The sequence below is a fragment of the Streptomyces sp. YPW6 genome, from assembly GCF_018866325.1.
Classification (GTDB): domain Bacteria; phylum Actinomycetota; class Actinomycetes; order Streptomycetales; family Streptomycetaceae; genus Streptomyces.
Map to the genome: position 1 here is coordinate 1544549 of NZ_CP076457.1, position 23648 is coordinate 1568196.

Below are 23648 nucleotides of genomic sequence, written 5' to 3' on the forward strand. Positions count from 1 at the left end.
GGCCTAGCTCTTGGCCGCCGCGGTCTTGGCCGGCTTGGCCTTGGTGGCCGTGGTGGCCGCCGGCTTCGCCGCCGCGTCGGCCGCCGGCGCCGCATCCGCTCCGGGCTCGCCCGCTTCGGCGTCCGGGCGGACGCCGACGCCCAGCTTCTCCAGGATCTTCTTCTCGATCTCGTTGGCGAGGTCGGGGTTGTCCTTGAGGAAGTTGCGGGCGTTCTCCTTGCCCTGGCCGAGCTGGTCGCCCTCGTACGTGTACCAGGCGCCGGCCTTCCGGACGAAGCCGTGCTCCACGCCCATGTCGATCAGCCCGCCCTCGCGGCTGATGCCCTGGCCGTAGAGGATGTCGAACTCGGCCTGCTTGAACGGCGGGGCGACCTTGTTCTTGACGACCTTGACGCGGGTGCGGTTGCCGACCGCGTCGGTGCCGTCCTTCAGCGTCTCGATCCGGCGGATGTCGAGGCGCACCGAGGCGTAGAACTTCAGCGCCCGGCCACCGGTCGTGGTCTCCGGGGAGCCGAACATCACGCCGATCTTCTCGCGGAGCTGGTTGATGAAGATCGCGGTGGTCTTGGACTGGTTGAGCGCGCTGGTGATCTTGCGGAGCGCCTGGCTCATCAGCCGGGCCTGGAGACCCACGTGCGAGTCGCCCATCTCGCCCTCGATCTCCGCACGGGGCACCAGGGCCGCCACGGAGTCGATGACGATCAGATCCAGGGCACCCGAGCGCACCAGCATGTCGGTGATCTCCAGCGCCTGCTCGCCGTTGTCCGGCTGGGACAGGATGAGGCTGTCGATGTCGACGCCGAGCTTCTTCGCGTACTCGGGGTCGAGGGCGTGCTCGGCGTCGATGAAGGCCACCGAGCCACCCTGGCGCTGCGCGTTCGCCACGGCGTGCAGCGTCAGCGTCGTCTTGCCGGAGGACTCCGGTCCGTACACCTCCACCACGCGGCCGCGCGGCAGACCGCCGACGCCGAGGGCGACGTCGAGGGCGGTCGACCCCGTGGGGATGACCTCGATGGGCTCGTTCGGCCGCTCACCGAGGCGCATCACCGCACCCTTGCCGAACTGTCGTTCAATCTGTGCGAGCGCGGCGTCCAGCGCCTTCTCGCGGTCGGTTCCTGCCATGGGTTCCACCCGATTTGCTTGAGTCGATCGCTTCACGTCACAGACGCTAACCCCTGCCACTGACAATGGGCCTCGACGTCCTCCCGACCTGTGGACAACTCCACGGCCGGGCCCGGGAAAACCCGGGCACGGCCGGGCCCGGGAGAACCCGGCCGGAATCCCATCAGAATGGATGTTCGATTTCCGTGTCAAGCGCACCACGCGGGTACGGCGGTACGGCTGTCCTGTCTCATCGAAGGTTGAGCGATCTCGTTCACGTTTGAGTGACGGCTGGTGCCCGTGCCGGCCAGGCCGGCAGATCGCGATGGGGTCCTGTCGGACGAGTCGCCGTCCCCGCATGGGAAGGATGAGCGAAGGCTGTCTCGAAGGGGTGATCTTGGCGTCGGGTGGTGAGCACATGGCCGTGGACTGAGATCTGTTGGGCGAGGCTGGCTTGCACAGCTGAATTTCGCTACGGCATGGAGGTCCTTTCCCATGAGGCTCAAGTCCGCCTCGTCACCGATGCGCGCCGCGCAGGTCGCCGTCATGGCGGCGGCGACCTTGCTGGTGCCCACCAGTCCCGCGTCGGCGGCTCCGGAACCGGTCACTCAGACATTCAACGCCCCTGGTGAGCACACGTTCACGGTCCCGGAGGGCGTGAGCAGCATCAAGGTGACGGCGGTGGGCGCTGGTGGCGGCGGTGGGGGCGGAGGCGGCAACAACAGCGGTGCGCTCAGCGGGGCGGGGGGCGGTGGTGGCGGCAGCGGTGCGACCGTGGCGTGCACGATTCCCGTTGAAGCCGGGGGCAGCCTCCTTGTCACGGTCGGCAGCGGCGGTGCGGGCGGCAAGGGCGGAAGCGGGAAGTACAACAACGGCCAGGTCGGTACCGGGGGGATGGACACGGCCATCGGCAGGGCCGCGGGCGACCTGTTCGCGTCCGGTCCTCTGCTGGTCGCCTCGCCCGGGAACCTCGCGCACGGCGGTGAGGCGTCGGGATCGTTCCGGAGCGGCTACGGCGGCTCTGCGGGGGCGGGCGGCAGCGTACAGAGGTCTCACTGCGAGGGCTCCGGGACCGTGCTGACCCCTGGGGAGTCGGGGGTGTCGGGTGAGGATGCCTCGCGCAACCACCCCGGGCACGGCGGAAAGGCCGGTCAGACGACGGCAGCCGGGATGGCCTGCAATCCCTTCGCCGGACAGGGCGGCTACGGCGGCAAGGGAGCGGGGAACTCCGGCGGGCACCAGCCGACGCAGGAACCCTCGAAGGACGGCACCGAAGGTCACAGCGGCTGCGTAGTACTGACCTACACCCCGTCCGGCTGAGGGCTGGCTCGGATAGCAGGGGCGAAGCCCCGCTCCGCGACAGGTTCGCGGGGCGGGGCTTCCGCGTCGAGGAGGGCGACCTCCCGGAGGTCCGGGGGATCGACCTCCGGAGGCACCCGGACCCGTGGGGCATTCCTGCAAGGCCGACCGGGGACGGGCGAAGCAACGGCCGACTTGAGGGCGGCTCCGTCTTCACGCCCAAGATTCAGTGAGAACACTCAACCTTCAGTGCGACGGGACCACGGCGACGCGATGCGTTCGCGGTCCCTCAGCGGCGCACGAGGACGGCGACGACGACGGTGACGGTCGAGGCGAACTGGCCCGACCCCGGGCCCCGCCGGACCCCGGACCTCCCGGCCGACGTCACGGGCTGCCGCTGACGCCACGCCTGCGACCGGCCGGCGGGCCGTACCCCGCCTCGCAGCGAGGGGCTACCGCTGACGCGGCCCGCCCGACGTCTCCTCCGCTCCCCCGCGGCCGCCGGCCCGGAGGCCGCGCAGCAGGCGGCGCATGCGTGACGGCAACGGGCTCCGGGGCACGCGGCTGCTTCCCCCGTGCACGCGCGGGTCGTCCATGACGTCGTAGCGCTTCACATAGGCGCCCAGGAACGCCTGGAGCGTGGCGACCGCGGGGATGGCGACCAGCGCCCCGACCGCGCCGAGCAGGGCCGTACCGGCGATGACCGACCCGAAGGCGACCGCGGGATGGATGTCGACGGTCTTCGCGGTCAGCTTGGGCTGGAGCACGTAGTTCTCGAACTGCTGGTAGATCACCACGAAGCCAAGCACCCACAGTGCGTACCAGGGGTCGACCGTGAAGGCGATCAGCATGGGCAGGGCGCCCGCGAGATACGTGCCGATGGTGGGGATGAACTGCGAGACGAGTCCGACCCAGACGGCGAGCGCCGGGGCGTAGGGCACGTCGAGGATGACCAGCAGGATGTAGTGCGCGACGCCGGAGATCAGCGCCATCAGGCCGCGTGAGTAGATGTAGCCGCCGGTCTTGTCGACCGCGATCTCCCAGGCGCGCAGCACCTCGGTCTGCCGGGCCGGCGGCAGGACGGAGCACAGGGCGCGGCGGAGCCGGGGGCCGTCGGCCGCGAAGTAGAACGAGAACAGGAAGACGGTCAGCAGCCGGAACAGGCCGCCCAGCACCGTGGTGGAGATGTCGAGCACTCCGGTGGCGCTGTTCTGGACGTACTTCTGCAGCCAGTCGGAGTGCAGGAGGCTGTCCTGGACCTCGACCCGCGAGAGCTCGGTGCGGAAGGTCTGGTTGACCCAGTTGATCACCGAGTCGATGTACTTGGGGAACTCGTCGACCATGTCGACGATCTGGCCCGCGAGCATCGACCCGAGCAGCACCACGAAACCGAGGCCGAAGATCGTCAGGCCGAGGAAGACGAGGAACGTGGCAAGGCCGCGGCGGATGCCGCGAGCCGCCATGCGGCCAACCGCGGGCTCGATGGCGAGCGCGAGGAAGAACGCGATCAGAACGTTCGTCAGCAACCCGATGAGCTGGTAGAACGCCCAACTTCCGAGCTGGAAGCACGCGTAGAGCGCCAGGGCCAGCAGCATCGCACGCGGCAGCCAGCCAGGCATACGGAGCCCGCCGGAGCCGGTGGGCGGCGCGGGTGGGGCGGTCGGCGGAGCGGGCGGGACGGCGGACGGCTGGGCCGGGGCGCTCTCGTCTGTCGATGGCACGGGACAAGTCTCGCCTACGCCACGGACAGCCGGTCCCCCGCCCCGAACCGGCCCCTCCGGCTCCGCTTCCGCCGGGAAGGGGGTCTCTCCGGCTCAGCGCTTGTCCGCCGGGACCACCGCGAGGCCCGGGGACGCCGTGGATGTTCGGGAGACGTTCAGCGCTTGTCCGCCGGGACGTCCATGGCCGCGCAGACCCCGCGCCAGACGTCCTTGGCGTCCCAGCCCGCGTCCAGGGCCTGGTGCACCGTGCGACCTCCGAGTTCGGCCATCACGTGGTCACGGGCGAAGGAGTCCGCGTACGCCGCACCGAAGTGCTCGGCCATCCGCTCCCAGAAAATCGTCAACCGCATGCCACCAGTATCCCGCTCCTGAGAGTGCAGCAGGTCCACCTGGCATGTGCCCGGCCCCTTTCGCGCTCTACGGTCGGTCCATGGCTGGAACCGGAGCACACACCCTCGCCCGTGCCGAGCAGTTCATCTGGCTCACTGCCCGCGTCCTCGAACAGAGGAGGTTCGCCCATGCCTTCCTGGGCGGAGATCCCGACGCCGTCGAGACGGCCCTGACCGCCTACCTCAACCAGGACGGCGGCTACGGTCACGCGCTGGAACCCGATCTCCGGGGCCCGGTCAGCCAGCCGCTGCACACCGCCCACGCACTGAGCGTTCTCGACTCGATCAACCGCTGCGACGGACAGCGCGCTGAACGGATCTGCCGCTTCCTGACCGATGTGTCAACCAAAGAGGGCGCGCTGCCCGCCCTGCTGCCCACCCAGCGTGGCTATCCCGCGGCACCCTTCATCCCGATCGTGGACGACCCGCCGGCGGAACTGCTCGCGACCGGCCCGGTCGTCGGGCTGCTGCACGGCAATCAGGTGTGGAACGCCTGGCTGTTCCGCGCGACGGACTTCTGCTGGAGCGCCGTCGACGCTCTGGAGCAGTCCCACCCCTACGAGGTCGAAGCCGCGGTCGCTTTCCTGGACGGCGTCCCGGACCGGGCCCGCGCCGAAGCGGCGGCGGACCGCGTCGGCCGGCTGGTGCGCGAGCAGCGGCTCGCGGTGCTCGACCCGTCCCGGCGGGCGGAGTATCCGGTGGCTACGGGGTACGCCCCGGGCGAGCACCACTTCCCGCACGACTACGCCCGTTCTCCCGGATCCCTGGCCCGCCGCTGGTTCACGGACGAGGAACTGGAGCGCTCGCTCGACCATCTGGCGGCGGAGCAGCAGGAGGACGGAGGCTGGCCCGTGAACTGGCGCCGATGGGCGCCGGGAACCGCGCTGGAAGGACGCCCGCTGGTGACGCTCAGGGCCCTGGAGACCCTGCGCGCGTACGGTCGCCCGCTCGGCTGACCGGGGCGGCCGACCGTACAGGGGGTACGAGGCCTCACCCAGGACAGGACGTACGGGTCCCGGCACGCAGGACAGGACGTACGGGTCCCGGCGCACAGGGCGGCACGTACGGGTCCCGGCGCGCGGGACCTGCACGTACAGGGCCCGGCGCGCAGAACCGGAGGCGGGCGTCCCCTCGGTCAGGCCAGCGCCCGTGCTCCCGCCGTGACCAGGACGCCCCCGGCGACGACGACCAGAAAGGGGGCACGGAGAACCAGGGCGAGTGCCGCCGCGCCGAGACCGGCGGCACGCGCGTCGAGGACGATCTGATGGCCGTCGCCGAAGGTCTGCTGCGCGGTGAGTGCCGCCAGCAGCGCCACGGGCAGCAGGGCGGCCATGCGCTGGACGAGCGGCCGCTCCAGTACGCCCGCGGGCACGAGCAGGCCCAGGAGTTTGGCGAGGTAGCAGCCCGCCACGGTCAGTCCGACGGCAATCCAGACGTTCATGAACACCGCTCCCGCTTCTCTCCCCGTGCCACGGCCTGCTCCCCCTGCGCCGGGGTGCCGTTCGGCCCGTTCCCGTCGCCCGGCCTCCGTTTCGTCCGTCCCATGAGGAAGAGGACGACGGGCGCGGCGAGCGCCGACAGCAGGACGGGCACACCCGCCGGCACCACGGGCAGCAGGGTCAGGGCCAGGACGACGGCCAGTCCCGCCGTGACGCGTTCGGTGGTGCTCCTGAGCATCGGCGCGAGCAGCGCGAGGAACACCGCGGGGCTCGCCGCGTCGAGGCCCCAGGCGTCGGTGTCGCCCAGCGCCTCGGCGCCCAGAGCTCCCGCCAGGGTGGTGAGGTTCCACAGCACGTAGAGGGTGAGTCCGGTGACCGTGAAGCCGATGCGCGCGGCCCGCCGGGTGGGCTGGGGCAGGGTGACCGCGGTCGTCTCGTCGATGACCCAGTGGGCGGCGAACGGCCGTACCCCACGGGGAAGCGCGAGCAGTTGGGAGAGCCGCAGGCCGTAGAACGCGTTCCGGACGCCCAGGAAGAACGCGCCGGCCGCCGCGGTGTACGGGTTGCCGCCCGCGGCCAGCGCCCCGACCAGGGCGAACTGCGAGGCACCGGTGAAGACGAGGAGGCTCAGGACGCAGGTCTGGAGCAGACTGAGGCCGGAGCCGGCGGAGGTGACACCGAAGGCGAAACCGGAGAGGCCCACGGCGATGCCGACGCCGAGCGCGTCGCGGACGACGGCCGCGTCGGGCTTGTCCGGCCGGTCCTCGGCCGCCGGGCCGGGCGGACCGGCGGATATGGCGCCGGGCGTACCGGTGCTCTCTGGGAGTGCTGTCTGTTCTGCCACGTCCGGAACGCTACGGGGGCATTCCGGCCCGGTCTTGTACGTTCTTGCACGCTCGAACGGCTTCGCCCCTACGCCCGGTACGTTCGGCGCTTCCGATGTGCACGCCACGTTCACGCATTCGTGCACGCTGCGTTCGCGCATTCTCATCGACCGGGGCGCAGCACTCCGCGCTCGCGCTGGTACGCGCCCGGCGGCACACCCACGATCCGGGTGAAGTGCCGGTTGAGGTGCGGCTGATCCGTGAAACCGACGGCGGTCGCGGCCTCGGCGGGTGCGATCCCGATGTCGAGCATGCGCCGGGCCCGGCGCACCCGGGCGTCGGTGAGCCAGGTGTGGGGTGGCATCCCGTACTGCCTCTTGAAGGCTCTCAGCAGCGCGAACGGGCCGGTGCCCAGCTCGACGGCGAGCGCCTCCAACGTGGGCGGGGCGGCCATGCGCTCCTCCAGCACGGCACGGGCGCGAACGGCGTTCCGCGCGCCCCCGGCGTGCGCGGTCAGGCCGGGCAACGGACTGCCGTGACGGCGGAGAAGCCGGGTGACCAGGATCCGCAGCAGGCTGTCGGCCGCCAGCGCGTTGCCTTCCTCCGCCGCCCGGTGCACCTCGGTGATCAGCCGGGAGGCGTGGGGGTCGGTCACCCGGGTCTCGGCGAAGCCGACCGTGCCGCGCAGGGACGTCATTTCGGCCGCGATGTCGCTGACGACCCGGGCCGACGGATAGAGCGTGGAGTAGACCCAGCCCTCGGGGGTCCCGGACCGCGCGGTGTGCGGCACCTCCGGGTTGATCATGACGACGGTTCCGGGGACCGCGTGGACCGTGCCGTCCGGCAGCCCCACGTCCTCCACCCCGCCGGTGACCGCTCCGAGGACATAGCCCTCGTGGCTGTGCCGGGGGAAGGTGTGCCGGACGTACCGGGCGCGCAGCAGATCGAGGTCGGGCAGCTCGGCGTACTGCCAGTGCCGTGCCCACTCCGCGACGTCGTCCGCTCCCGCCATGGGGCCATTCTCGCAGGTCCCGGTCGTGCGCCAGGTGCCGAGCGAACCGCCGCCAGCGGTGTCACCGGCCTGTTGTCAGTGGCGGGGTGCACGATGGAGGACATGACCGGATCCGCGCTCGACGCGTTCTCGCCCGCGACCCGCAGCTGGTTCGCGGGGGCCTTCAGCGCGCCCACCGCCGCGCAGGAGGGCGCCTGGCGGGCCATCGGCGAGGGCAGTGACGTCCTGGTCGTCGCACCGACCGGTTCCGGCAAGACGCTGGCCGCGTTCCTCGCCTCGCTGGACCGCCTGGCCGCCGAGCCGCCGCCCGCCGACGCCAAGAAGCGCTGCCGGGTGCTGTACGTGTCCCCGCTCAAGGCCCTCGCGGTCGACGTCGAGCGCAACCTCCGCTCGCCGCTGACCGGCATCCGCCAGGAGTCGGTGCGCCTGGGCCTGCCGGAGCCCGAGGTGCGCGTCGGTATCCGCTCCGGCGACACCCCGCCGGCCGAGCGCCGCTCCATGGTGTCCCGACCGCCGGACATCCTGATCACCACACCCGAGTCGCTGTTCCTGATGCTGACGTCCTCCGCCCGGGACGCGCTGGCCGGTGTCGAGACGGTGATCCTCGACGAGGTGCACGCGGTCGCGGGGACGAAGCGGGGCGCCCACCTCGCCCTCTCCCTGGAGCGGCTCGACGAGCTGCTGGCCCGCCCCGCCCGGCGCGTCGGCCTGTCCGCGACGGTCCGGCCGGTCGACGAGGTGGCCCGCTTCCTGTCGCCGCAGCGGAAGGTGGAGATCGTCCAGCCCCCGTCGGCCAAGGAGTTCGACCTCTCGGTCGTCGTGCCGGTCGAGGATCTGGGCGAGCTGGGCGGCTCCCCCGCCACCGACGGCGACTCAGGGCAGGCGGACAAGCCCTCGATCTGGCCGCATGTCGAGGAGCGTATCGCCGACCTCGTCCAGTCGCACCGCTCCACCATCGTCTTCGCCAACTCCCGGCGGCTGGCGGAGCGCCTGTGCAACCGGCTCAACGAGATCGCCTACGAGCGGGCGACCGGCACCGCCTTCGACCCGGACGCCCCGGCCCCCGCACTGCCCGAGGCGCACGCCCCCGCCGAGATCATGGCCCAGTCCGGGGCGGGCAGGGGCGCCCCCGCCCTGCTGGCCCGCGCCCACCACGGCTCGGTCTCCAAGGAGCAGCGCGCCCAGGTGGAGGAGGACCTCAAGGCGGGCCGGCTGCCCGCCGTGGTGGCCACCTCCAGCCTGGAGCTGGGCATCGACATGGGCGCGGTCGACCTGGTGGTCCAGGTGGAGTCCCCGCCCTCCGTCGCCTCCGGACTCCAGCGGGTGGGCCGGGCCGGACACCAGGTGGGTGCGGTCTCCACCGGAGTGGTCTTCCCGAAGTACCGGGGCGATCTGGTGCAGGCCGCCGTGGTCACCGAGCGGATGCGCGAGGGGGCCATCGAGGCGCTGCGCATCCCGGCCAATCCGCTGGACGTCCTGGCGCAGCAGCTGGTCGCCATGGTGGCCCTGGACAGCTGGCAGGCCGACGACCTGCTGGCCCTGGTGCGGCGGGCCGCCCCGTTCGCCTCACTGCCCGAGTCCGCGTTCACCGCCGTTCTCGACATGCTCGCCGGGCGCTATCCCTCCGACGCCTTCGCGGAGCTGCGCCCCCGGGTGGTGTGGGACCGCGTGGGGGGTACGGTCACGGGCCGCCCCGGCGCGCAGCGGCTCGCCGTCACCTCGGGCGGCACCATCCCGGACCGCGGCCTCTTCGGGGTGTTCCTCGCCGGGGCGGACCCGAAGAAGGGCGGCGGCCGGGTCGGCGAGCTGGACGAGGAGATGGTCTACGAGTCCCGCGTCGGCGACGTCTTCACCCTGGGCACCACGTCCTGGCGGATCGAGGACATCACCAGGGACCGGGTGCTCGTCTCACCCGCCCCGGGCGTTCCGGGCAGGCTGCCGTTCTGGAAGGGCGACCAGCTGGGCCGCCCGCTGGAGCTCGGCCGCGCCCTGGGGGCGTTCCTCCGTGAGATCGGCGGCCTGTCCGAGGAGGACGCCCGGCTGCGGCTGCTCGCCGCCGGCCTCGACGCCTGGGCGGCGGACAACGTCCTGGCCTATCTGGACGAGCAGCGCCGGGCCTGCGGCCATGTGCCGGACGACCGGACCATCCTGGTCGAGCGGTTCCGCGACGAGCTGGGCGACTGGCGGGTCGTCGTGCACTCCCCCTTCGGCGCCCAGGTGCACGCCCCCTGGGCGCTCGCCCTCTCGGCCCGCCTCGGTGAGCGCTACGGCATGGACGCCCAGGTGATGCACGCCGACGACGGAATCGTGCTGCGCCTGCCCGACGCGGACATGATGGGCCTGGACCTGCTCGATTTCGACGCCCCGGGGGCCTTGGGAACACCGGAGTCCGGGCACGGCGAACCGACACCGGCGGCCCTGGCCCACGACAGCGACCAACCCCCGGTGGCGGCGGCCGACGTCGTCTTCGAGCAGGGCGAGGTCCAGCAGATCGTCACCGACCAGGTGGGCGGATCGGCCCTGTTCGCCGCCCGGTTCCGGGAGTGCGCCGCACGCGCCCTGCTGCTGCCCCGACGCTCCCCCGGCAAGCGCACCCCGCTCTGGCAGCAGCGCCAGCGGGCCTCCCAGCTGCTCCAGGTCGCCTCGGAGTTCGGCTCCTTCCCGATCGTCCTGGAGGCCGTCCGCGAGTGCCTCCAGGACGTGTTCGACGTCCCGGGGCTCACGGAACTGATGGGCGATCTGGAGGCGCGCCGGGTCCGGCTGGTCGAGGTGACCACCCAGGAGCCCTCCCCGTTCGCCCGCTCCCTCCTCTTCGGCTATGTGGCCCAGTTCCTGTACGAGGGCGACTCACCGCTCGCCGAGCGGCGCGCCGCCGCCCTCTCCCTGGACTCCCATCTCCTCGCCGAGCTGCTCGGCCAGGCGGAGCTGCGCGAACTGCTCGACCCCGAGGTCCTGACCGAGCTGGAGCGGGAGCTGCAGTGGCTCACCGAGGACCGCCGCGTCAAGGATGTCGAAGGGGTGGCCGACCTCTTGCGCGTGCTCGGTCCGCTGACCGACGCCGAGCTGGCCGAGCGGGGCGCCGAGCCGTCCTGGGCACCGGAGCTGGCCACGGCACGCCGGGCGATCCGGGTCCGGATCGCCGGCGCCGACCACTGGGCGGCGATCGAGGACGCGGGCCGGCTGCGCGACGCCCTGGGCACCGCGCTTCCGGTCGGTGTCCCCGAGGCGTTCACCGAGCCGGTGAAGGACCCGCTCGGGGACCTCCTCGCCCGGTACGCGCGGACCCACGGTCCGTTCACCGCCGCCCTGGCCGCCGAGCGCTTCGGGCTCGGCACGGCCGTCACCGACGGCGCGCTGCAACGCCTCTCGGCCTCCGGCCGGACCGTCCAGGGTGAGTTCCACCCGGCAGGCATCGGCCAGGAATGGTGCGACGCCACGGTGCTGCGCAGGCTCCGCCGCCGTTCGCTGGCCGCGCTCCGCCAGGAGCTGGAGCCGGTGCCGCCCGCGGCCCTGGCCTCCTTCCTCCCTCCGTGGCAGCACGTCGGCTCCGACCGGCTGCGGGGGATCGACGGTCTGGCCCGCGCCGTCGAGCAGCTCCAGGGAGCGCCCGTGCCCGCGTCGGCGCTGGAGAAGCTGATCCTGCCGGGCCGGGTCCTCGGCTACACCCCCGCGATGCTCGACGAGCTGACGACCACGGGCGAGGTCGTCTGGGCGGGGGCGGGGGCGCTGCCCGGCAAGGACGGCTGGGTGTCCCTCTACCTCGCCGACAGCGCACCGCTGCTCCTGCCCGCCCCGCACCCGCTGGAGTTGTCGGCGCTCCACGAGTCCGTGCTCACGACGCTCTCCGGCGGATACGGCCTCTTCTTCCGCCAGATCGCCGACCAGGTCCGGGCCACCACCCACCCGGACTGCACGGAGCAGCAGCTGGCCGACGCGCTGTGGGAGCTGGCCTGGTCCGGGCGGCTCACCAACGACACCCTGGCCCCGCTGCGCTCGCTCCTGGGCTCCGGACGCACGGCGGGCTCCACCGCCCACCGCTCGCGGCGCAGCGTCCCGCGCGGGCGTTACGGCTCGCTCACCGCCGCCGCCCGGCCCGCGTCCCGTACCGGCCCGCCGACGGTGTCGGGCCGCTGGTCCCTGCTCCCCCCGGCCGAGCCGGAGCGGACCCACCGCGCCCACGCCCTGGCCCGGACCCTCCTCGACCGGCACGGCGTGGTGACCCGCGGGGCGGTGCAGGCCGAGGGGGTGGAGGGCGGCTTCTCCGCGACGTATCGCGTCCTGGCCGCCTTCGAGGACAGCGGGCAGGCCCGGCGCGGCTATGTGGTCGAGGGTCTCGGGGCGGCCCAGTTCGCGATGGACGGGGCGGTGGACCGGCTGCGGGCGGCCTCCACGGCTCGCGACCGCCGGGATCCGGGCGCCGCGCCCGAGGCGCTGGTGCTGGCCGCGGCGGACCCGGCCAACGCCTACGGGGCGGCGCTGCCGTGGCCGGAGTCCCCGGACGGCGCCGGACACAAACCGGGCCGCAAGGCGGGGGCGCTGGTGGTCCTCGTCGACGGCGAGCTGACGCTCTACATGGAGCGCGGCGGCAAGACCCTCCTGGCCTGGCCGTCCGATCCCGAGGCCCCGGCTCTGCGGGCGGCGGCCGAGGCCCTGGCCGCAGCTGCCCGCGCCGGAGCCCTGGGCACGGTGACGGTGGAGCGGACGAACGGCGCCTCCTCCCTCACCTCGCCGCTGGGCCGGACGCTGGAGGCGGCCGGCTTCCTCGCCACGCCGAGAGGCCTGCGCCTGCGCGCCTGACCCGTGAGAAGCTCCCGCCCACCCCGGAGACGGGCCAGAACAGACACCCCACCCCCCGAAGACCTCCCCACCCTGGGCCCGGACCGCCTCCCGCCACCTCGGTGACCTCCCCACCCCGGGCCCCGAACCAGCACACCGTCCACCCCGAAGACCTCCCCACCCTGGGCCCCGAACCAGCGCACCCGGCACGGACCGCCTCCCGCCCGCCCCGGAGACCTCCCCGCCCAGGGCCCGAACCAGCGCCCCGCCCGCCCCGGAGACCCCCCACCCGGGACCCGCACCCGGCCCCCTGGCACGGACCGCCTCCGGCCCGAACCGCCTCCCGCCCGCCCGCGGAGCAGGCGTCGCGCCCGCGCCTCGGACGCGACGCCCCACCCGCGCCGCGGTCGGCACCTGTCCGGGGATCGGTCCGGCCCCCGCCTGAGCGCCGGACCGGCGCCCCCGGACCCCGTCGGCACACCCGCCACTCCGTCAACGCGGCCGGGGCCGGTTCGCCGCGCGATTCCTTCCGCTCGCCCATCATGGAGGCATGCCCGAAGGAGACACCGTCCTGCAGACCGCCACCCGGCTGCACGCGGCGCTGGCGGGGCAGGTGCTGACCCGGTCGGACCTGCGCGTCCCCCGTTTCGCCACCGCCGACCTCACCGGCCGGACGGTGCTGGACGTCACCGCGCGCGGCAAGCACCTGCTGACCCGCATCGAGGGAGGCCTGGCGCTCCACAGCCACCTCCGGATGGACGGGGCCTGGCGGGTGTTCGCCCCGGACGAGCGCTGGCGGGGCGGCCCCGGCCACCAGATCCGCGCGATCCTCGGCAACGCCGGGCACACCGCCGTCGGCTACCGGCTCCCCGTGCTGGAACTGCTGCACACCGCCGAGGAGGACCGGGCCGTGGGGCACCTGGGGCCGGATCTTCTGGGCCCCGACTGGGACCCCGGCCTCGCCCTGGACCGGCTGCTCACCGCTCCGGACCGACCCCTCGGGGAAGCGCTCCTCGACCAGCGCAATCTGGCGGGCATCGGCAACGTCTACAAGTGCGAGCTGTGCTTCCTGGCGCGCGTCACCCCGTGGCTCCCCGTGGGCGCCCTTCCCGACGGTGTGCTCCCCCGGCTCGTCACGCTCGCCGAGCGCCTGCTGCACGCCAACCGCGACCGCCCCACCCGCACGACGACGATCACCTCGGAACTCCGCACTCCGCCGGATCGGGTCTCCGGCCCGCGCCCGGCCCCGCCCCCCGGCCGCCCGCGGTCGCGCCCGCCCCACCGCGTCCAGGAGCGGCTCTATGTCTACGGCCGGGCCCGCAGGCCCTGTCTGCGCTGCGGCACCCCGATCCGCCGCGCCGACCAGGACGACCGACCCACCTACTGGTGCCCCGGCTGCCAGTCGGGCCCCACCCCCTAGTTGACGAGCCGTCAGATGCGGTCGTACGGTCCGGTCATGGCTCTGCGCGCGTACGACCTCACGGGCCGCGCCGCGTTCGTCACCGGTGCGGCGAGCGGTATCGGGCGGGCGAGCGCCCTGCTGCTCGCCGAGGCCGGGGCCCTGGTCCACTGCGCGGACCAGGACGAGACGGGCCTGCGCCGGACGTACGACCTGATCGCCGAAGCGGGCGGCAGCGCCCGCACCCACCTCCTGGACGTCACCGACCGCGACCGGGTGCGGGCGGCCGTCGGCGCGGCCGGGCATGTCGACATCCTCGTCGCCGCGGCCGGCATCATGCACACCAGCCGGGTGCTGGAGACGGCGGACGAGGACCTGGACCGCGTACTGGCGGCCAATTTCAAGGGGGTGCTGTACGCCTGCCAGGAAGTGGCCCGCTCCCTGACGGCACGCTCGGCGCCCGGCTCGCTGATCACGCTCGCGTCGGGCGCCGTGGATTCCGCGAGCGCGGGCCTGCTCTGCTACAGCGTGGCGAAGGCCGCCGTGGTGCAGCTGACCAAGACGCTGGCCACGGAGCTGGGGCCGCACGCCATACGGGTGAACGCCGTCGCGCCCGGCTGGATCCGTACACCGATGACCGACCGGCACGATGGGTCGGGGCAGCAGCGGGCGGAAGCGACGATGGCCCGGATCTCTCCGCTGGGCCGGGTCGGAGAGCCCGAGGACGTCGCCCATACCGTGCTGCACCTGGCCTCGGACGCCTCGGCCTTCATGACCGGCCAGATCCTCCGGCCGAACGGCGGCGTCGCCATGCCCTGGTGAGGCGCCCGACGGCCGCCGCACCAGCGCCGGAACCCCGTGAGGAGCCGAGCGGCACCACCGACGCGACATGCACCGGCAGCAGGCTCAGCCCCCAGCCGCCCGCCGCCACCGCCCCCTCCACCAGCCCCGCCTGTTCCGGACACAGCACCAGCCTCAGCACCGCCCACCACCACAGCCCGCCGAGAACCAGCGCCGGCACCCATCGCCGTATCATCGCTGCCTCCTGCGGCCGGGGTCCTTTCCGGCAGTTTCCCCTGGCCGCGAAGGCAGTGCATCCAGAACGTCCGGCCGAAGAGCCACCCCACCGGAGGGGGTCCGCACACAGGAGTGCCCCCGCCGTAACGACGGGGGCACGAAAAACCCTGGGCGGCCGGGGCCGCGGGACTACTGGTCGTCGTCCCGTCCGAGGGAGTCCTTGACGCCCTTGGCACGCTCACCGAGCCCGTCGGTCGCGTCCTTGACTCCGCCCTTGGCCTGGTCGGCCTTGCCTTCGGCCTCCTTGCGGCGGTCGCCGGTCAGCTTGCCGACCGCTTCCTTGCCCTTGCCCTTCAGCCGGTCCATGGCTCCGTCGCTCATGATGTCGCTCCTCCGCTCGTCGGACGTGTCCGGGACGCCGGTCGTCGGCCGTCCCGCCGGTGGTGGTCAGGCGCTTTCGGCCTGGAACATCCAGGCGTGCTTCTCCAGGTCTGCCGTCAGCGCGATCAGCAGGTCCTGGGTCACGGGATCCGGCTCGTCGGTGGCCTCGATGCGCTCCCGCATCCGGCCGATGACGACGCCGAGCGCGTCGACCAGGATCCTCACCGCGTCGGTGTCCTTGATCCAGCCCTCCGGCACGGAGGCGATGGCCGTCTCCTTGGCCACGGTGCCGGCTCGCCCGTCCGGGTTGACACCGACCGCCGAGGCGCGCTCGGCCACCGTGTCGGAGTGCTGCCGGGCGGTGGCGACGACGTCGTCGAGCTGCAGGTGTACGGAGCGGAAGCGCGGACCGACCACGTTCCAATGGACCTGCTTGGCCACCAGGGAGAGGTCGACGAGGTCGACCAGAGCGCCTTGGAGCGCCGTTCCCACGACCTTGAGATCCCCCTCGGACAACGTGCTCTTGACCACAGACATGTGCGCTACTCCCATCCGTCAGCCACTTCACTGACCGTCTCGGTGCATCACCCACGATGGCACATATGAAGCAAAACGGTCATGTGGGCCTTGTCCTCCGTGTGCCCACTGGCTCCCGGCTCACACACCCGACGCAAAAATCCCGGCCGGCCCCGGGAGGGGCCGACCGGGACTCCGGTCGAGCTAAGTGCCGCGTGGATCAGGCGGCGACGACGTCCACCGCTTCCGCGGGCGCCTTGATGGTCACACGTCCCGACGGCACGCCTGCGACCGACGAGACGGAGACGGAATTGAGCATGGGACGAACCGGTACTGGGACCGGATCACTGGCAGCTGCCGACTCGGCCAGCTCCGCGAGCGACAGCTCGTCGCTCACCTCTCGCATGAGCTCGGACATCCGTACGTCAAGCGCGTCGCAAATCGCGGAGAGCAGCTCGGAGGACGCCTCCTTCTGCCCCCGCTCCACCTCGGAGAGATAACCGAGCGAGACCCGGGCGGACGAGGAGACTTCGCGCAGAGTACGGCCTTGGCGCTGGCGCTGCCGACGCAGCACGTCACCCAGCAGGCGACGGAGCAGAATCATCGGTGGCTCCCTCCTCGGACCGCGTAGCCGCATCCTTCACGCCCTACCGTACCGCCTTGTGCCGCGGCCGTGCGGGGAGCGATGTCGTGTTCACTCAGGGCTGCAAACATCAAATCCCCCCGTGTTGTTCCGTATCCTGTGCCCGCGCATTCCCACCGAGTTCGCGCGCGAGCAGTTCGAGGACGCTTCGCACACTCTCCCTACGGATATCCGCCCTCTTACCATTCAACCGCAGAGCCGCGACTTTCTCGACGCCGGAGGGCCCCGCGACCGCCACGTAGACGGTGCCGACGGGCTGTCCGTCCTGGGGATCGGGCCCCGCGACGCCCGTGGTGGAAACACCCCAGTCCGCGTCGAGTGCCCGGCGCACACCCACCGCCATCTGCAGCGCGACCTCGGGGTCCACCGCGCCGCGCTCCGCCAGAAGGGTCGCGTCGACGCCCAGGACGTCCCGCTTGAGAGGGCCGGCGTAGGCCGTGACCGAGCCTCGGAAGGACCGCGAGGCTCCGGGTACGGAGGTGAGGTCGGCGGCGACCAGACCGCCGGTCAGCGATTCGGCGACGGCGAGCGTCTCACCCCGCGCCCCGAGAAGCCGGAGCACCTGGGCAGCGGCTGTCACCGCTCGGCCTCTGCGGCGTCGCGCGCCTCGGCCGTACCCCGTACATCCGTCCCGGCAGCACGCATGTCCGTCCCGGCACCGCGTACGTCGGTCGTACCCCCGTGTACGTCGGACGTACCACAACGAACGTCCGTCGCACCGGCCACGGCTCCGGCGGCGGAACCCGCACCGCCCGTGCCACCGGCCGTGGTCCCGGCCACGGCCCGCAGGGCCTCCGCGGCCTCCGCTGTTCGCTCGACCGCCGCTGCGCGCTCCGCCGCGAGGCCCCTGCGGCGCAGGACGACGGCCTGGCGTACGTAGTCGAGTCCGGTCACGACCGTCAGCACGACGGCGACCATCATCACCCAGAAGCGCAAGGTCGCCAGCGGACCGGTGAGGGCCAGGACGTACATCCCCACCGCGGTGCCCTGCGCGAGAGTCTTCAGCTTCCCGCCCCGGCTGGCCGGGATCACGGCATGGCGGATCACCCAGAACCGCATCAGCGTGATGCCCAGTTCACGCGCGATGATCACAGCGGTGATCCACCAGGGCAGATCGCCGAGGACGGAGAGCGAGACCAGCGCCGCGCCCATGATCGCTTTGTCGGCGATCGGGTCGGCGATCTTCCCGAAGTCCGTGACCAGGTTGTACGTCCGCGCCAGATGGCCGTCGAACAGGTCGGTGATCATGGCGATGGCGAAGGCCGCCCAGGCGAACGAGCGCCAGGCCGGGTCGTAGCCGCCGTTGTGGAACAGCAGCAGGACGAAGCCGGGTACGAGCAGCAGTCGCACCATGGTCAGGATGTTGGCGATGTTCCACAGGCTGGCCTGATTGACGGCCGCAGTCCCCAGCTTGCCGCCGCGGACCGGCTTCGCGCCGGAGCCGCCTGCCGCGGATGCCGGGACTCCCGTCATCTGGCTGCCTCCGCAAGCTCGTGGTGTTCGGCCACCAGGTCGACGCCCTCGGTGCCCACTGCCTTTGCCTCGACCATACGGCCCGGCACGAGTCCCTCGCGTGTGGTGAAGACCACCTGGCCGTCCGTTTCGGGGGCCTGGTGGGCCGCGCGACCGATCGCGACCTCGCCGTCCTCGTCCGACTCGATGGACTCCACGAGCACCTGGAGGTTCTCGCCGACGCGCTCCTCGGCCCGCTGCGAGGTCAGCTCCTCGGCCAGCTGGGAGATGTGGGCGAGGCGCTCCGCGATGACGTCGGCATCGAGCTTGTTCTCGTAGCCGACCGCCTCGGTGCCCTCCTCGTCGGAGTAGCCGAAGACGCCGATCGCGTCCAGGCGGGCGCCGGTGAGGAAGCGTTCCAGCTCGGCGAGGTCCGCCTCGGTCTCACCGGGGAAGCCGACGATGAAGTTGGAGCGGGCGCCGGCCTGGGGCGCCTTGCCGCGGATGGTGTCCAGGAGCTCCAGGAAGCGGTCGGTGTCGCCGAAGCGGCGCATCGCGCGCAGGACGCCCGGGGCGGAGTGCTGGAAGGAGAGGTCGAAGTACGGGGCGACCTTCGGCGTCGAGGTGAGGACGTCGATGAGGCCGGGGCGCATCTCGGCGGGCTGGAGGTAGCTGACCCGGATGCGCTCGATGCCGTCCACGTCGGCCAGCTCGGGCAGCAGGGTCTCCAGGAGGCGGATGTCGCCGAGGTCCTTGCCGTAGGAGGTGTTGTTCTCGGAGACGAGCATGACCTCCTTGACACCCTGCTCGGCCAGCCAGCGGGTCTCCTGGAGCACGTCCGAGGGGCGACGCGAGATGAAGGAGCCGCGGAAGGAGGGGATGGCGCAGAAGGAACAGCGGCGGTCGCAGCCGGAGGCGAGCTTGACCGAGGCGACGGGGCTGGTGCCGAGCCGGCGGCGCAGCGGTGCGCGCGGGCCGGAGAGCGGGGCGACGCCTTCGGGGAGGTCCTCGGGGGCCGGTGCGGGCGTCTCCTGGGCATGGCCGGGCAGCGCCACGACGGCGTCCTGCCGCTCGGCGGGGCTGATCGGCAGCAGCTTGCGGCGGTCGCGCGGGGTGTGCGAGGCGTGGATGCCGCCGTTGAGGATGGTCTGGAGCCGGTCGGAGATGTCGGCGTAGTCGTCGAATCCGAGGACGCCGTCCGCCTCCGGCAGGGCCTCGGCGAGGTCCTTGCCGTAGCGCTCGGCCATGCAGCCGACGGCGACGACGGCCTGGGTGCGGCCGTGGTCCTTCAGATCATTGGCTTCGAGCAGGGCGTCGACGGAGTCCTTCTTGGCGGCTTCGACGAACCCACAGGTGTTGACGACTGCGACATCCGCGTCCGAGGCGTCCTCGACGAGGTCCCAGCCGTCCGCTGCCAAGCGGCCTGCAAGCTCCTCCGAGTCCACCTCGTTACGGGCGCAGCCAAGAGTGACAAGGGCGACGGTACGGCGTTCGGGCATGGACTCAAGACTACTTCGTCCCGGCGACCGCCCTGCCGTGCAGGGTTGCCTGCCCCGCCGCTGTCACTCCCCGTAGCAGCCGGGCGGGGCCGGGAACGCCGACGGGCGCCCGGTGCGGGACCGGGCGCCCGTCGGGACGCGGCAGGGGGTCGGGGCGGCGGATCAGCCCGCCTCGGGGTCGCCCTTGGTGTAGGAGAGCCGTTCGACCTGGCCGGGCTCGAAGCGGTCCTGCACCTTCTTCCCGTTGACGAAGAGGTCGATCACCCCGGCGTTGCCGAGGACGAGGTCGATGCGCTCCTCGTCCTGGAAGGTCTTGGACTCGCCCTCCAGGAGCAGCCCGTCGAAGAGCATCCGCCCGTTGTGGTCCTTGGCGGAGATCCAGCTCTTGTCCCGGCTCACACCGATCTTGACCGTCACCTTGTCCCGGGGGGCGGCGGCGATGGCGCTCTCGGAGGGCACGGGCTCGGGGTCGGAGGGCTTCGTGGCGGTGGGCTTAGCCGCGGTCTTGTCGGGCTTGGAGCCCTCCGCGACCTGGGCGGTGTCGGAGGGCTCGTCGTTGCCGCTGAAGAGCGTGAAGCCGACGAACCCGACGACGGCGACGATGGCCGCGACCATGGCGGCGGTCCAGTTGGGCCGCCGGGGTTCGGAGCGGATGCGTTCCGCTTCGAACAGCGGCGCCGCGGGGGTCGGGGCGGGACGGCCGCCGTGGTCGGCGTCGTACTCCTCGACCAGCGGGTCCGGATCGAGACCGACGGCACGGGCGAACATGCGGATGTGGCCGCGGGCGTAGACGTCGCCGCCGGAGCGGGAGAAGTCGTCCTGCTCGATCGCGTGCACGATGGGGATGCGCACCCGGGTGGAGCTGCTGACTTCCTCGACCGTCAGGCCTGCGGCGATGCGAGCCTGCTGAAGGGCACGACCGATCGAAGGCCGGTCGTCTTCGGGGGAGTTGCCGATGGACACGGGGGCGCCTTTCGAGCGTGAGCCACCTGCTGGATGTTCAGTCTAGGGGGGGTACGAAAGGGTGGGGCAACCGGGAGGGACGACTTTGTACGCCATCGGGTCTCGCCGGACGTTCCCGCCTCCGGCTCCGGTGCGGAGCAGGGAGCGGAGAACAGCCCCGATCGAGGACTGGTCAACCTGTAGTGGGCCGAACGGGGTGGGAGTGGCAGAGGTGGTGAGGGAGGGAGCTGCGGGGAGGAACACGGCTGCGTCCCTCCCTTCAACTGGACGTACGACCGTACGAAACGGTTGCCCACCAAACCTTTACGGAGCGGATTGCGTCATGGAGCGGATTCCCCGCGGATGACGGCCAACACCCCGTCGAGCTCGTCGGGTTTCACCAGGACGTCCCTCGCCTTGGATCCCTCGCTGGGTCCGACGATGGAGCGGGACTCCATCAGGTCCATGAGCCGGCCCGCCTTGGCGAAGCCGACCCGCAGCTTGCGCTGGAGCATCGAGGTCGATCCGAACTGCGTGGAGACGACCAGCTCGGCGGCCTGGCAGAGCAGGTCCAGGTCGTCGCCGATGTCCTCGTCGATCTCCTTCTTCTGCTTCGTACCGACGACGACGTCGTCCCGGAAGACCGGGGCCATCTGGTCCTTGCAGTGCTGGACGACGGCGGCGACCTCCTCCTCGGTGACGAAGGCGCCCTGCATACGGGTGGGTTTGTTGGCGCCCATCGGGAGGAAGAGTCCGTCGCCCTTGCCGATGAGCTTCTCGGCCCCGGGCTGGTCGAGGATGACGCGGCTGTCGGCGAGCGACGAGGTGGCGAAGGCGAGCCGGGAGGGCACGTTCGCCTTGATCAGGCCGGTCACGACGTCGACCGAGGGCCGCTGGGTGGCGAGCACCAGGTGGATACCCGCCGCGCGGGCGAGCTGGGTGATGCGGACGATCGAGTCCTCGACGTCGCGCGGGGCCACCATCATGAGGTCGGCCAGCTCGTCGACGATCACCAGCAGATACGGGTACGGGGACAGCTCGCGCTCGCTCCCCTCGGGGAGCTTCACCTTGCCTTCGCGTACCGCCTTGTTGAAGTCGTCGATGTGCCGGTAGCCGAAGGCGGCGAGGTCGTCGTAGCGCAGATCCATCTCGCGCACGACCCACTGCAGCGCCTCTGCGGCCTTCTTGGGGTTGGTGATGATCGGGGTGATCAGATGCGGGATGCCCTCGTACGCGGTCAGCTCGACGCGCTTGGGGTCGACGAGGACCATCCGCACGTCCTCGGGGGTGGCCCGCACCATGATCGAGGTGATCAGGCAGTTGATGCAGGACGACTTGCCGGAGCCGGTGGCGCCGGCCACGAGCATGTGGGGCATCTTCGCCAGGCTGTGCATGACGTAGCCGCCCTCGACGTCCTTGCCGAAGGCCACCATCATCGGGTCGTCGTCCTCGGCCAGGCGCAGCACGTCGCCGAGGTTGACCATCTCCCGGTCGCTGTTGGGGATCTCGATGCCGACGGCCGACTTGCCCGGGATCGGCGAGATGATCCGCACGTCAGGACTGGCCACCGCGTAGGCGATGTTCTTGGTCAGGGCGGTGATCTTCTCGACCTTCACCGCGGGGCCGAGCTCCACCTCGTACCGGGTGACGGTGGGCCCCCGGGTGAAGCCGGTGACCGCGGCGTCCACCTTGAACTCGGTGAAGACGGTGGTCAGCGACTCGACCACGCGGTCGTTGGCGGCGCTGCGGGTCTTACCGGGGCCGCCTCGCTCCAGCAGGTCGAGCGAGGGCAGGGAGTAGGTGATGTCGCCGGAGAGCTGGAGCTGCTCGGCGCGGGCGGGGAGCCCCGGCGCGGACTCCGGGGCGGGTTTGGTCAGGTCGGGGACCCCGCCCGACCGCTCCTCGGCGCCCTCGGACGCGGGGGCGGACTTCCGGACTCCGGGCCTCGGGCGCTCCTCGGCCTCCCGGGCCCCGGGCACGGGCGTTCCGGTGCGTTCCCGGTCCGCGGAGACGCCCTGGGTCAGGTCGGCGACGACGGGCGAGGGCGGCATGCCGTTGAGTACGGCGCCGTCGAGCGCGGCAGCGGCGGCCGCGGCGACGTCGACCGCGTCCAGCGGCCGGTTCATGGCGGGCTGCGCGGAGGGCCTGCGGGTCCGGCGGCGTTTGGTGAGCGCCTCCTCCTCGGCCCGGTCGTGGTCGTCGTGGACCGGGCCCGCGTCCGTCCGCCGGGTGCCGGGCCGACGGTTCCGCCCGGGGAGGGCCTCCCGCCACTGCTCGTCGTAGCGCTCGTCGTCGTCCTCGTAGCCCTCGATCTCCTCGGGGGTGGGTTCGACGATGCCGAGGCGGACGCCGAGCTGACGCAGCCGCCGCGGAATGGCGTTGACCGGGGTGGCGGTGACGACGAGGAGCCCGAACACGGTCAGCAGCACCAGCAGCGGTACGGCGAGCACCTCGCCCATCATGAAGATCAGCGGCTTGGACATGGCCCAGCCGACCAGCCCGCCGGCGTCCTGCATGGCCTCGGTGCCCGCGTCCCTGCCGGGCGAGCCGCAGGCGATGTGGACCTGGCCGAGGACGCCCACGACGAGAGCGGACAGCCCGATGACGATACGGCCGTTGGCCTCGGGCCGCTCCGGGTAGAGGATGAGCCGTACCGCCATCGCGCCCAGCAGTATCGGGGCGAGCAGGTCGAGTCGGCCGAAAGCGCCGGTCACCAGCATCTCGACCAGATCGCCGACCGGGCCCTGGAGGTTGGACCAGGTGCCGGCGGCGACGATCAGCGCGAGGCCGAGCAGCAGCAGGGCGAGCCCGTCCTTGCGGTGGGCGGGGTCAAGTCCCTTGGCGCCGCGCCCTATCGACCGGAACACCGCACCGACGCCGTGGGCCGCACCGAGCCAGACCGCGCGCACCAGCCGGTAGACGCCCCCGGTGGGGGACGGCGCGGGTTTGGGCGCGGGCTTCCTGGCCGCCGCCTTCTTCGCGGGCGCCCGCTTGGCGGGGGCGGCCGACTTCTTCGGTGCGGTCTTCCTGGCGGGCGCGGCTTTCTTCGCCGGGCCCGGAGTACGGCCGACGCGCTTGGTGGTGCCCGCCGTGCCCTGGGAACCCTTGCCGGACGTACGTGAGGCCATGGTGCCGAGGTTACCGCTGTCGTCGCCCGTGAACACGTTCGCCTACTGGTTCACCCGACCGTGTCGCCCCCGGGCAGCGGGGAACTGACGCCGCCTCATGGGCACGGGCG

General features: G+C 72.2%; 20 protein-coding genes. 5 read left to right on the forward strand and 15 right to left on the reverse strand.

The window, feature by feature from the left end; genetic code table 11:
- Positions 1-3: 3 nt before the first annotated feature.
- Positions 4-1122, reverse strand: coding sequence for a recombinase RecA (gene recA, locus KME66_RS06715; protein ID WP_216320104.1), 1119 nt, complete (start codon positions 1120-1122; stop codon positions 4-6).
- A gap of 474 nt (positions 1123-1596) precedes the next feature.
- Here recA and KME66_RS06720 point away from each other — a divergent pair, with 474 nt between their 5' ends.
- The gene (locus tag KME66_RS06720) at positions 1597-2421 is read left to right on the forward strand and encodes a hypothetical protein (protein WP_216320106.1); all 825 of its coding nucleotides are present in this window, start codon (positions 1597-1599) and stop codon (positions 2419-2421) included.
- A gap of 431 nt (positions 2422-2852) precedes the next feature.
- Here the strand turns inward: KME66_RS06720 and KME66_RS06725 are convergent, their stop codons facing one another.
- Complete coding sequence (locus KME66_RS06725) at positions 2853-4019, reverse strand: AI-2E family transporter (protein WP_216329127.1); 1167 nt, start codon at positions 4017-4019, stop codon at positions 2853-2855.
- 257 nt (positions 4020-4276) lie between these two features.
- Positions 4277-4471 (reverse strand): DUF3046 domain-containing protein, encoded by a 195-nt coding sequence (locus tag KME66_RS06730; RefSeq protein ID WP_073228262.1) that lies wholly within the window; start codon positions 4469-4471, stop codon positions 4277-4279.
- An 80-nt stretch (positions 4472-4551) separates the two neighbouring features.
- Here KME66_RS06730 and KME66_RS06735 point away from each other — a divergent pair, with 80 nt between their 5' ends.
- Positions 4552-5466: a hypothetical protein gene (locus tag KME66_RS06735; protein WP_073228266.1), complete on the forward strand. Its 915-nt coding sequence runs from the start codon at positions 4552-4554 to the stop codon at positions 5464-5466.
- 179 nt (positions 5467-5645) lie between these two features.
- On the opposite strand, the gene KME66_RS06740 is transcribed toward KME66_RS06735, so the two are convergent.
- The 3 genes from KME66_RS06740 to KME66_RS06750 all read right to left on the reverse strand — a co-directional run bounded on the left by KME66_RS06740 (position 5646) and on the right by KME66_RS06750 (position 7785).
- Positions 5646-5951, reverse strand: a complete 306-nt coding sequence (locus tag KME66_RS06740; RefSeq protein WP_216320107.1) for an AzlD domain-containing protein — start codon at positions 5949-5951, stop codon at positions 5646-5648.
- Positions 5948-6793, reverse strand: coding sequence for an AzlC family ABC transporter permease (locus tag KME66_RS06745; RefSeq protein ID WP_216320109.1), 846 nt, complete (start codon positions 6791-6793; stop codon positions 5948-5950). The genes KME66_RS06740 and KME66_RS06745 overlap by 4 nt, the downstream gene beginning before the upstream one ends.
- A gap of 143 nt (positions 6794-6936) precedes the next feature.
- On the reverse strand, positions 6937-7785 hold the full coding sequence (locus KME66_RS06750; protein ID WP_216320111.1) for an AraC family transcriptional regulator: 849 nt from the start codon (positions 7783-7785) through the stop codon (positions 6937-6939).
- A 102-nt stretch (positions 7786-7887) separates the two neighbouring features.
- Between KME66_RS06750 and KME66_RS06755 the strand changes: the two genes are divergently transcribed.
- The 3 genes from KME66_RS06755 (at position 7888) to KME66_RS06765 (ending at position 14782) form a co-directional block, all read left to right on the forward strand.
- Positions 7888-12582 carry a DEAD/DEAH box helicase gene (locus KME66_RS06755; RefSeq protein WP_216320120.1) on the forward strand — a complete coding sequence of 1565 codons (4695 nt, stop codon included), beginning with the start codon at positions 7888-7890 and terminating at the stop codon, positions 12580-12582.
- Between the two features lie 529 nt (positions 12583-13111).
- Positions 13112-13981 carry an Fpg/Nei family DNA glycosylase gene (locus tag KME66_RS06760; protein WP_216320123.1) on the forward strand — a complete coding sequence of 290 codons (870 nt, stop codon included), beginning with the start codon at positions 13112-13114 and terminating at the stop codon, positions 13979-13981.
- A gap of 36 nt (positions 13982-14017) precedes the next feature.
- On the forward strand, positions 14018-14782 hold the full coding sequence (locus KME66_RS06765) for an SDR family NAD(P)-dependent oxidoreductase (protein WP_216320125.1): 765 nt from the start codon (positions 14018-14020) through the stop codon (positions 14780-14782).
- On the opposite strand, the gene KME66_RS33835 is transcribed toward KME66_RS06765, so the two are convergent.
- The 9 genes from KME66_RS33835 to KME66_RS06805 all read right to left on the reverse strand — a co-directional run bounded on the left by KME66_RS33835 (position 14730) and on the right by KME66_RS06805 (position 23538).
- The gene (locus KME66_RS33835; RefSeq protein WP_253208249.1) at positions 14730-14996 is read right to left on the reverse strand and encodes a hypothetical protein; all 267 of its coding nucleotides are present in this window, start codon (positions 14994-14996) and stop codon (positions 14730-14732) included. The genes KME66_RS06765 and KME66_RS33835 overlap by 53 nt on opposite strands.
- 170 nt (positions 14997-15166) lie before the next feature.
- On the reverse strand, positions 15167-15358 hold the full coding sequence (locus KME66_RS06770; protein WP_073228290.1) for a CsbD family protein: 192 nt from the start codon (positions 15356-15358) through the stop codon (positions 15167-15169).
- A 66-nt stretch (positions 15359-15424) separates the two neighbouring features.
- Entirely contained in the window at positions 15425-15895 is a 471-nt protein-coding gene (locus KME66_RS06775; protein ID WP_073228294.1) for a Dps family protein, read from the reverse strand.
- A gap of 199 nt (positions 15896-16094) precedes the next feature.
- Positions 16095-16478 carry a helix-turn-helix domain-containing protein gene (locus KME66_RS06780; RefSeq protein WP_003965837.1) on the reverse strand — a complete coding sequence of 128 codons (384 nt, stop codon included), beginning with the start codon at positions 16476-16478 and terminating at the stop codon, positions 16095-16097.
- A gap of 109 nt (positions 16479-16587) precedes the next feature.
- Complete coding sequence (locus KME66_RS06785) at positions 16588-17097, reverse strand: CinA family protein (protein ID WP_073228300.1); 510 nt, start codon at positions 17095-17097, stop codon at positions 16588-16590.
- The gene (gene pgsA / locus KME66_RS06790; RefSeq protein ID WP_216320128.1) at positions 17094-17990 is read right to left on the reverse strand and encodes a CDP-diacylglycerol--glycerol-3-phosphate 3-phosphatidyltransferase; all 897 of its coding nucleotides are present in this window, start codon (positions 17988-17990) and stop codon (positions 17094-17096) included. Before pgsA ends, KME66_RS06785 begins: the two co-directional genes overlap by 4 nt.
- Positions 17987-19468: a 30S ribosomal protein S12 methylthiotransferase RimO gene (gene rimO / locus KME66_RS06795; RefSeq protein WP_216320146.1), complete on the reverse strand. Its 1482-nt coding sequence runs from the start codon at positions 19466-19468 to the stop codon at positions 17987-17989. Before rimO ends, pgsA begins: the two co-directional genes overlap by 4 nt.
- Before the next feature lie 162 nt (positions 19469-19630).
- Positions 19631-20431 carry a helix-turn-helix domain-containing protein gene (locus tag KME66_RS06800; protein ID WP_073228309.1) on the reverse strand — a complete coding sequence of 267 codons (801 nt, stop codon included), beginning with the start codon at positions 20429-20431 and terminating at the stop codon, positions 19631-19633.
- Between the two features lie 320 nt (positions 20432-20751).
- Entirely contained in the window at positions 20752-23538 is a 2787-nt protein-coding gene (locus KME66_RS06805; protein WP_073228341.1) for a DNA translocase FtsK, read from the reverse strand.
- Positions 23539-23648 lie beyond the last annotated feature (110 nt).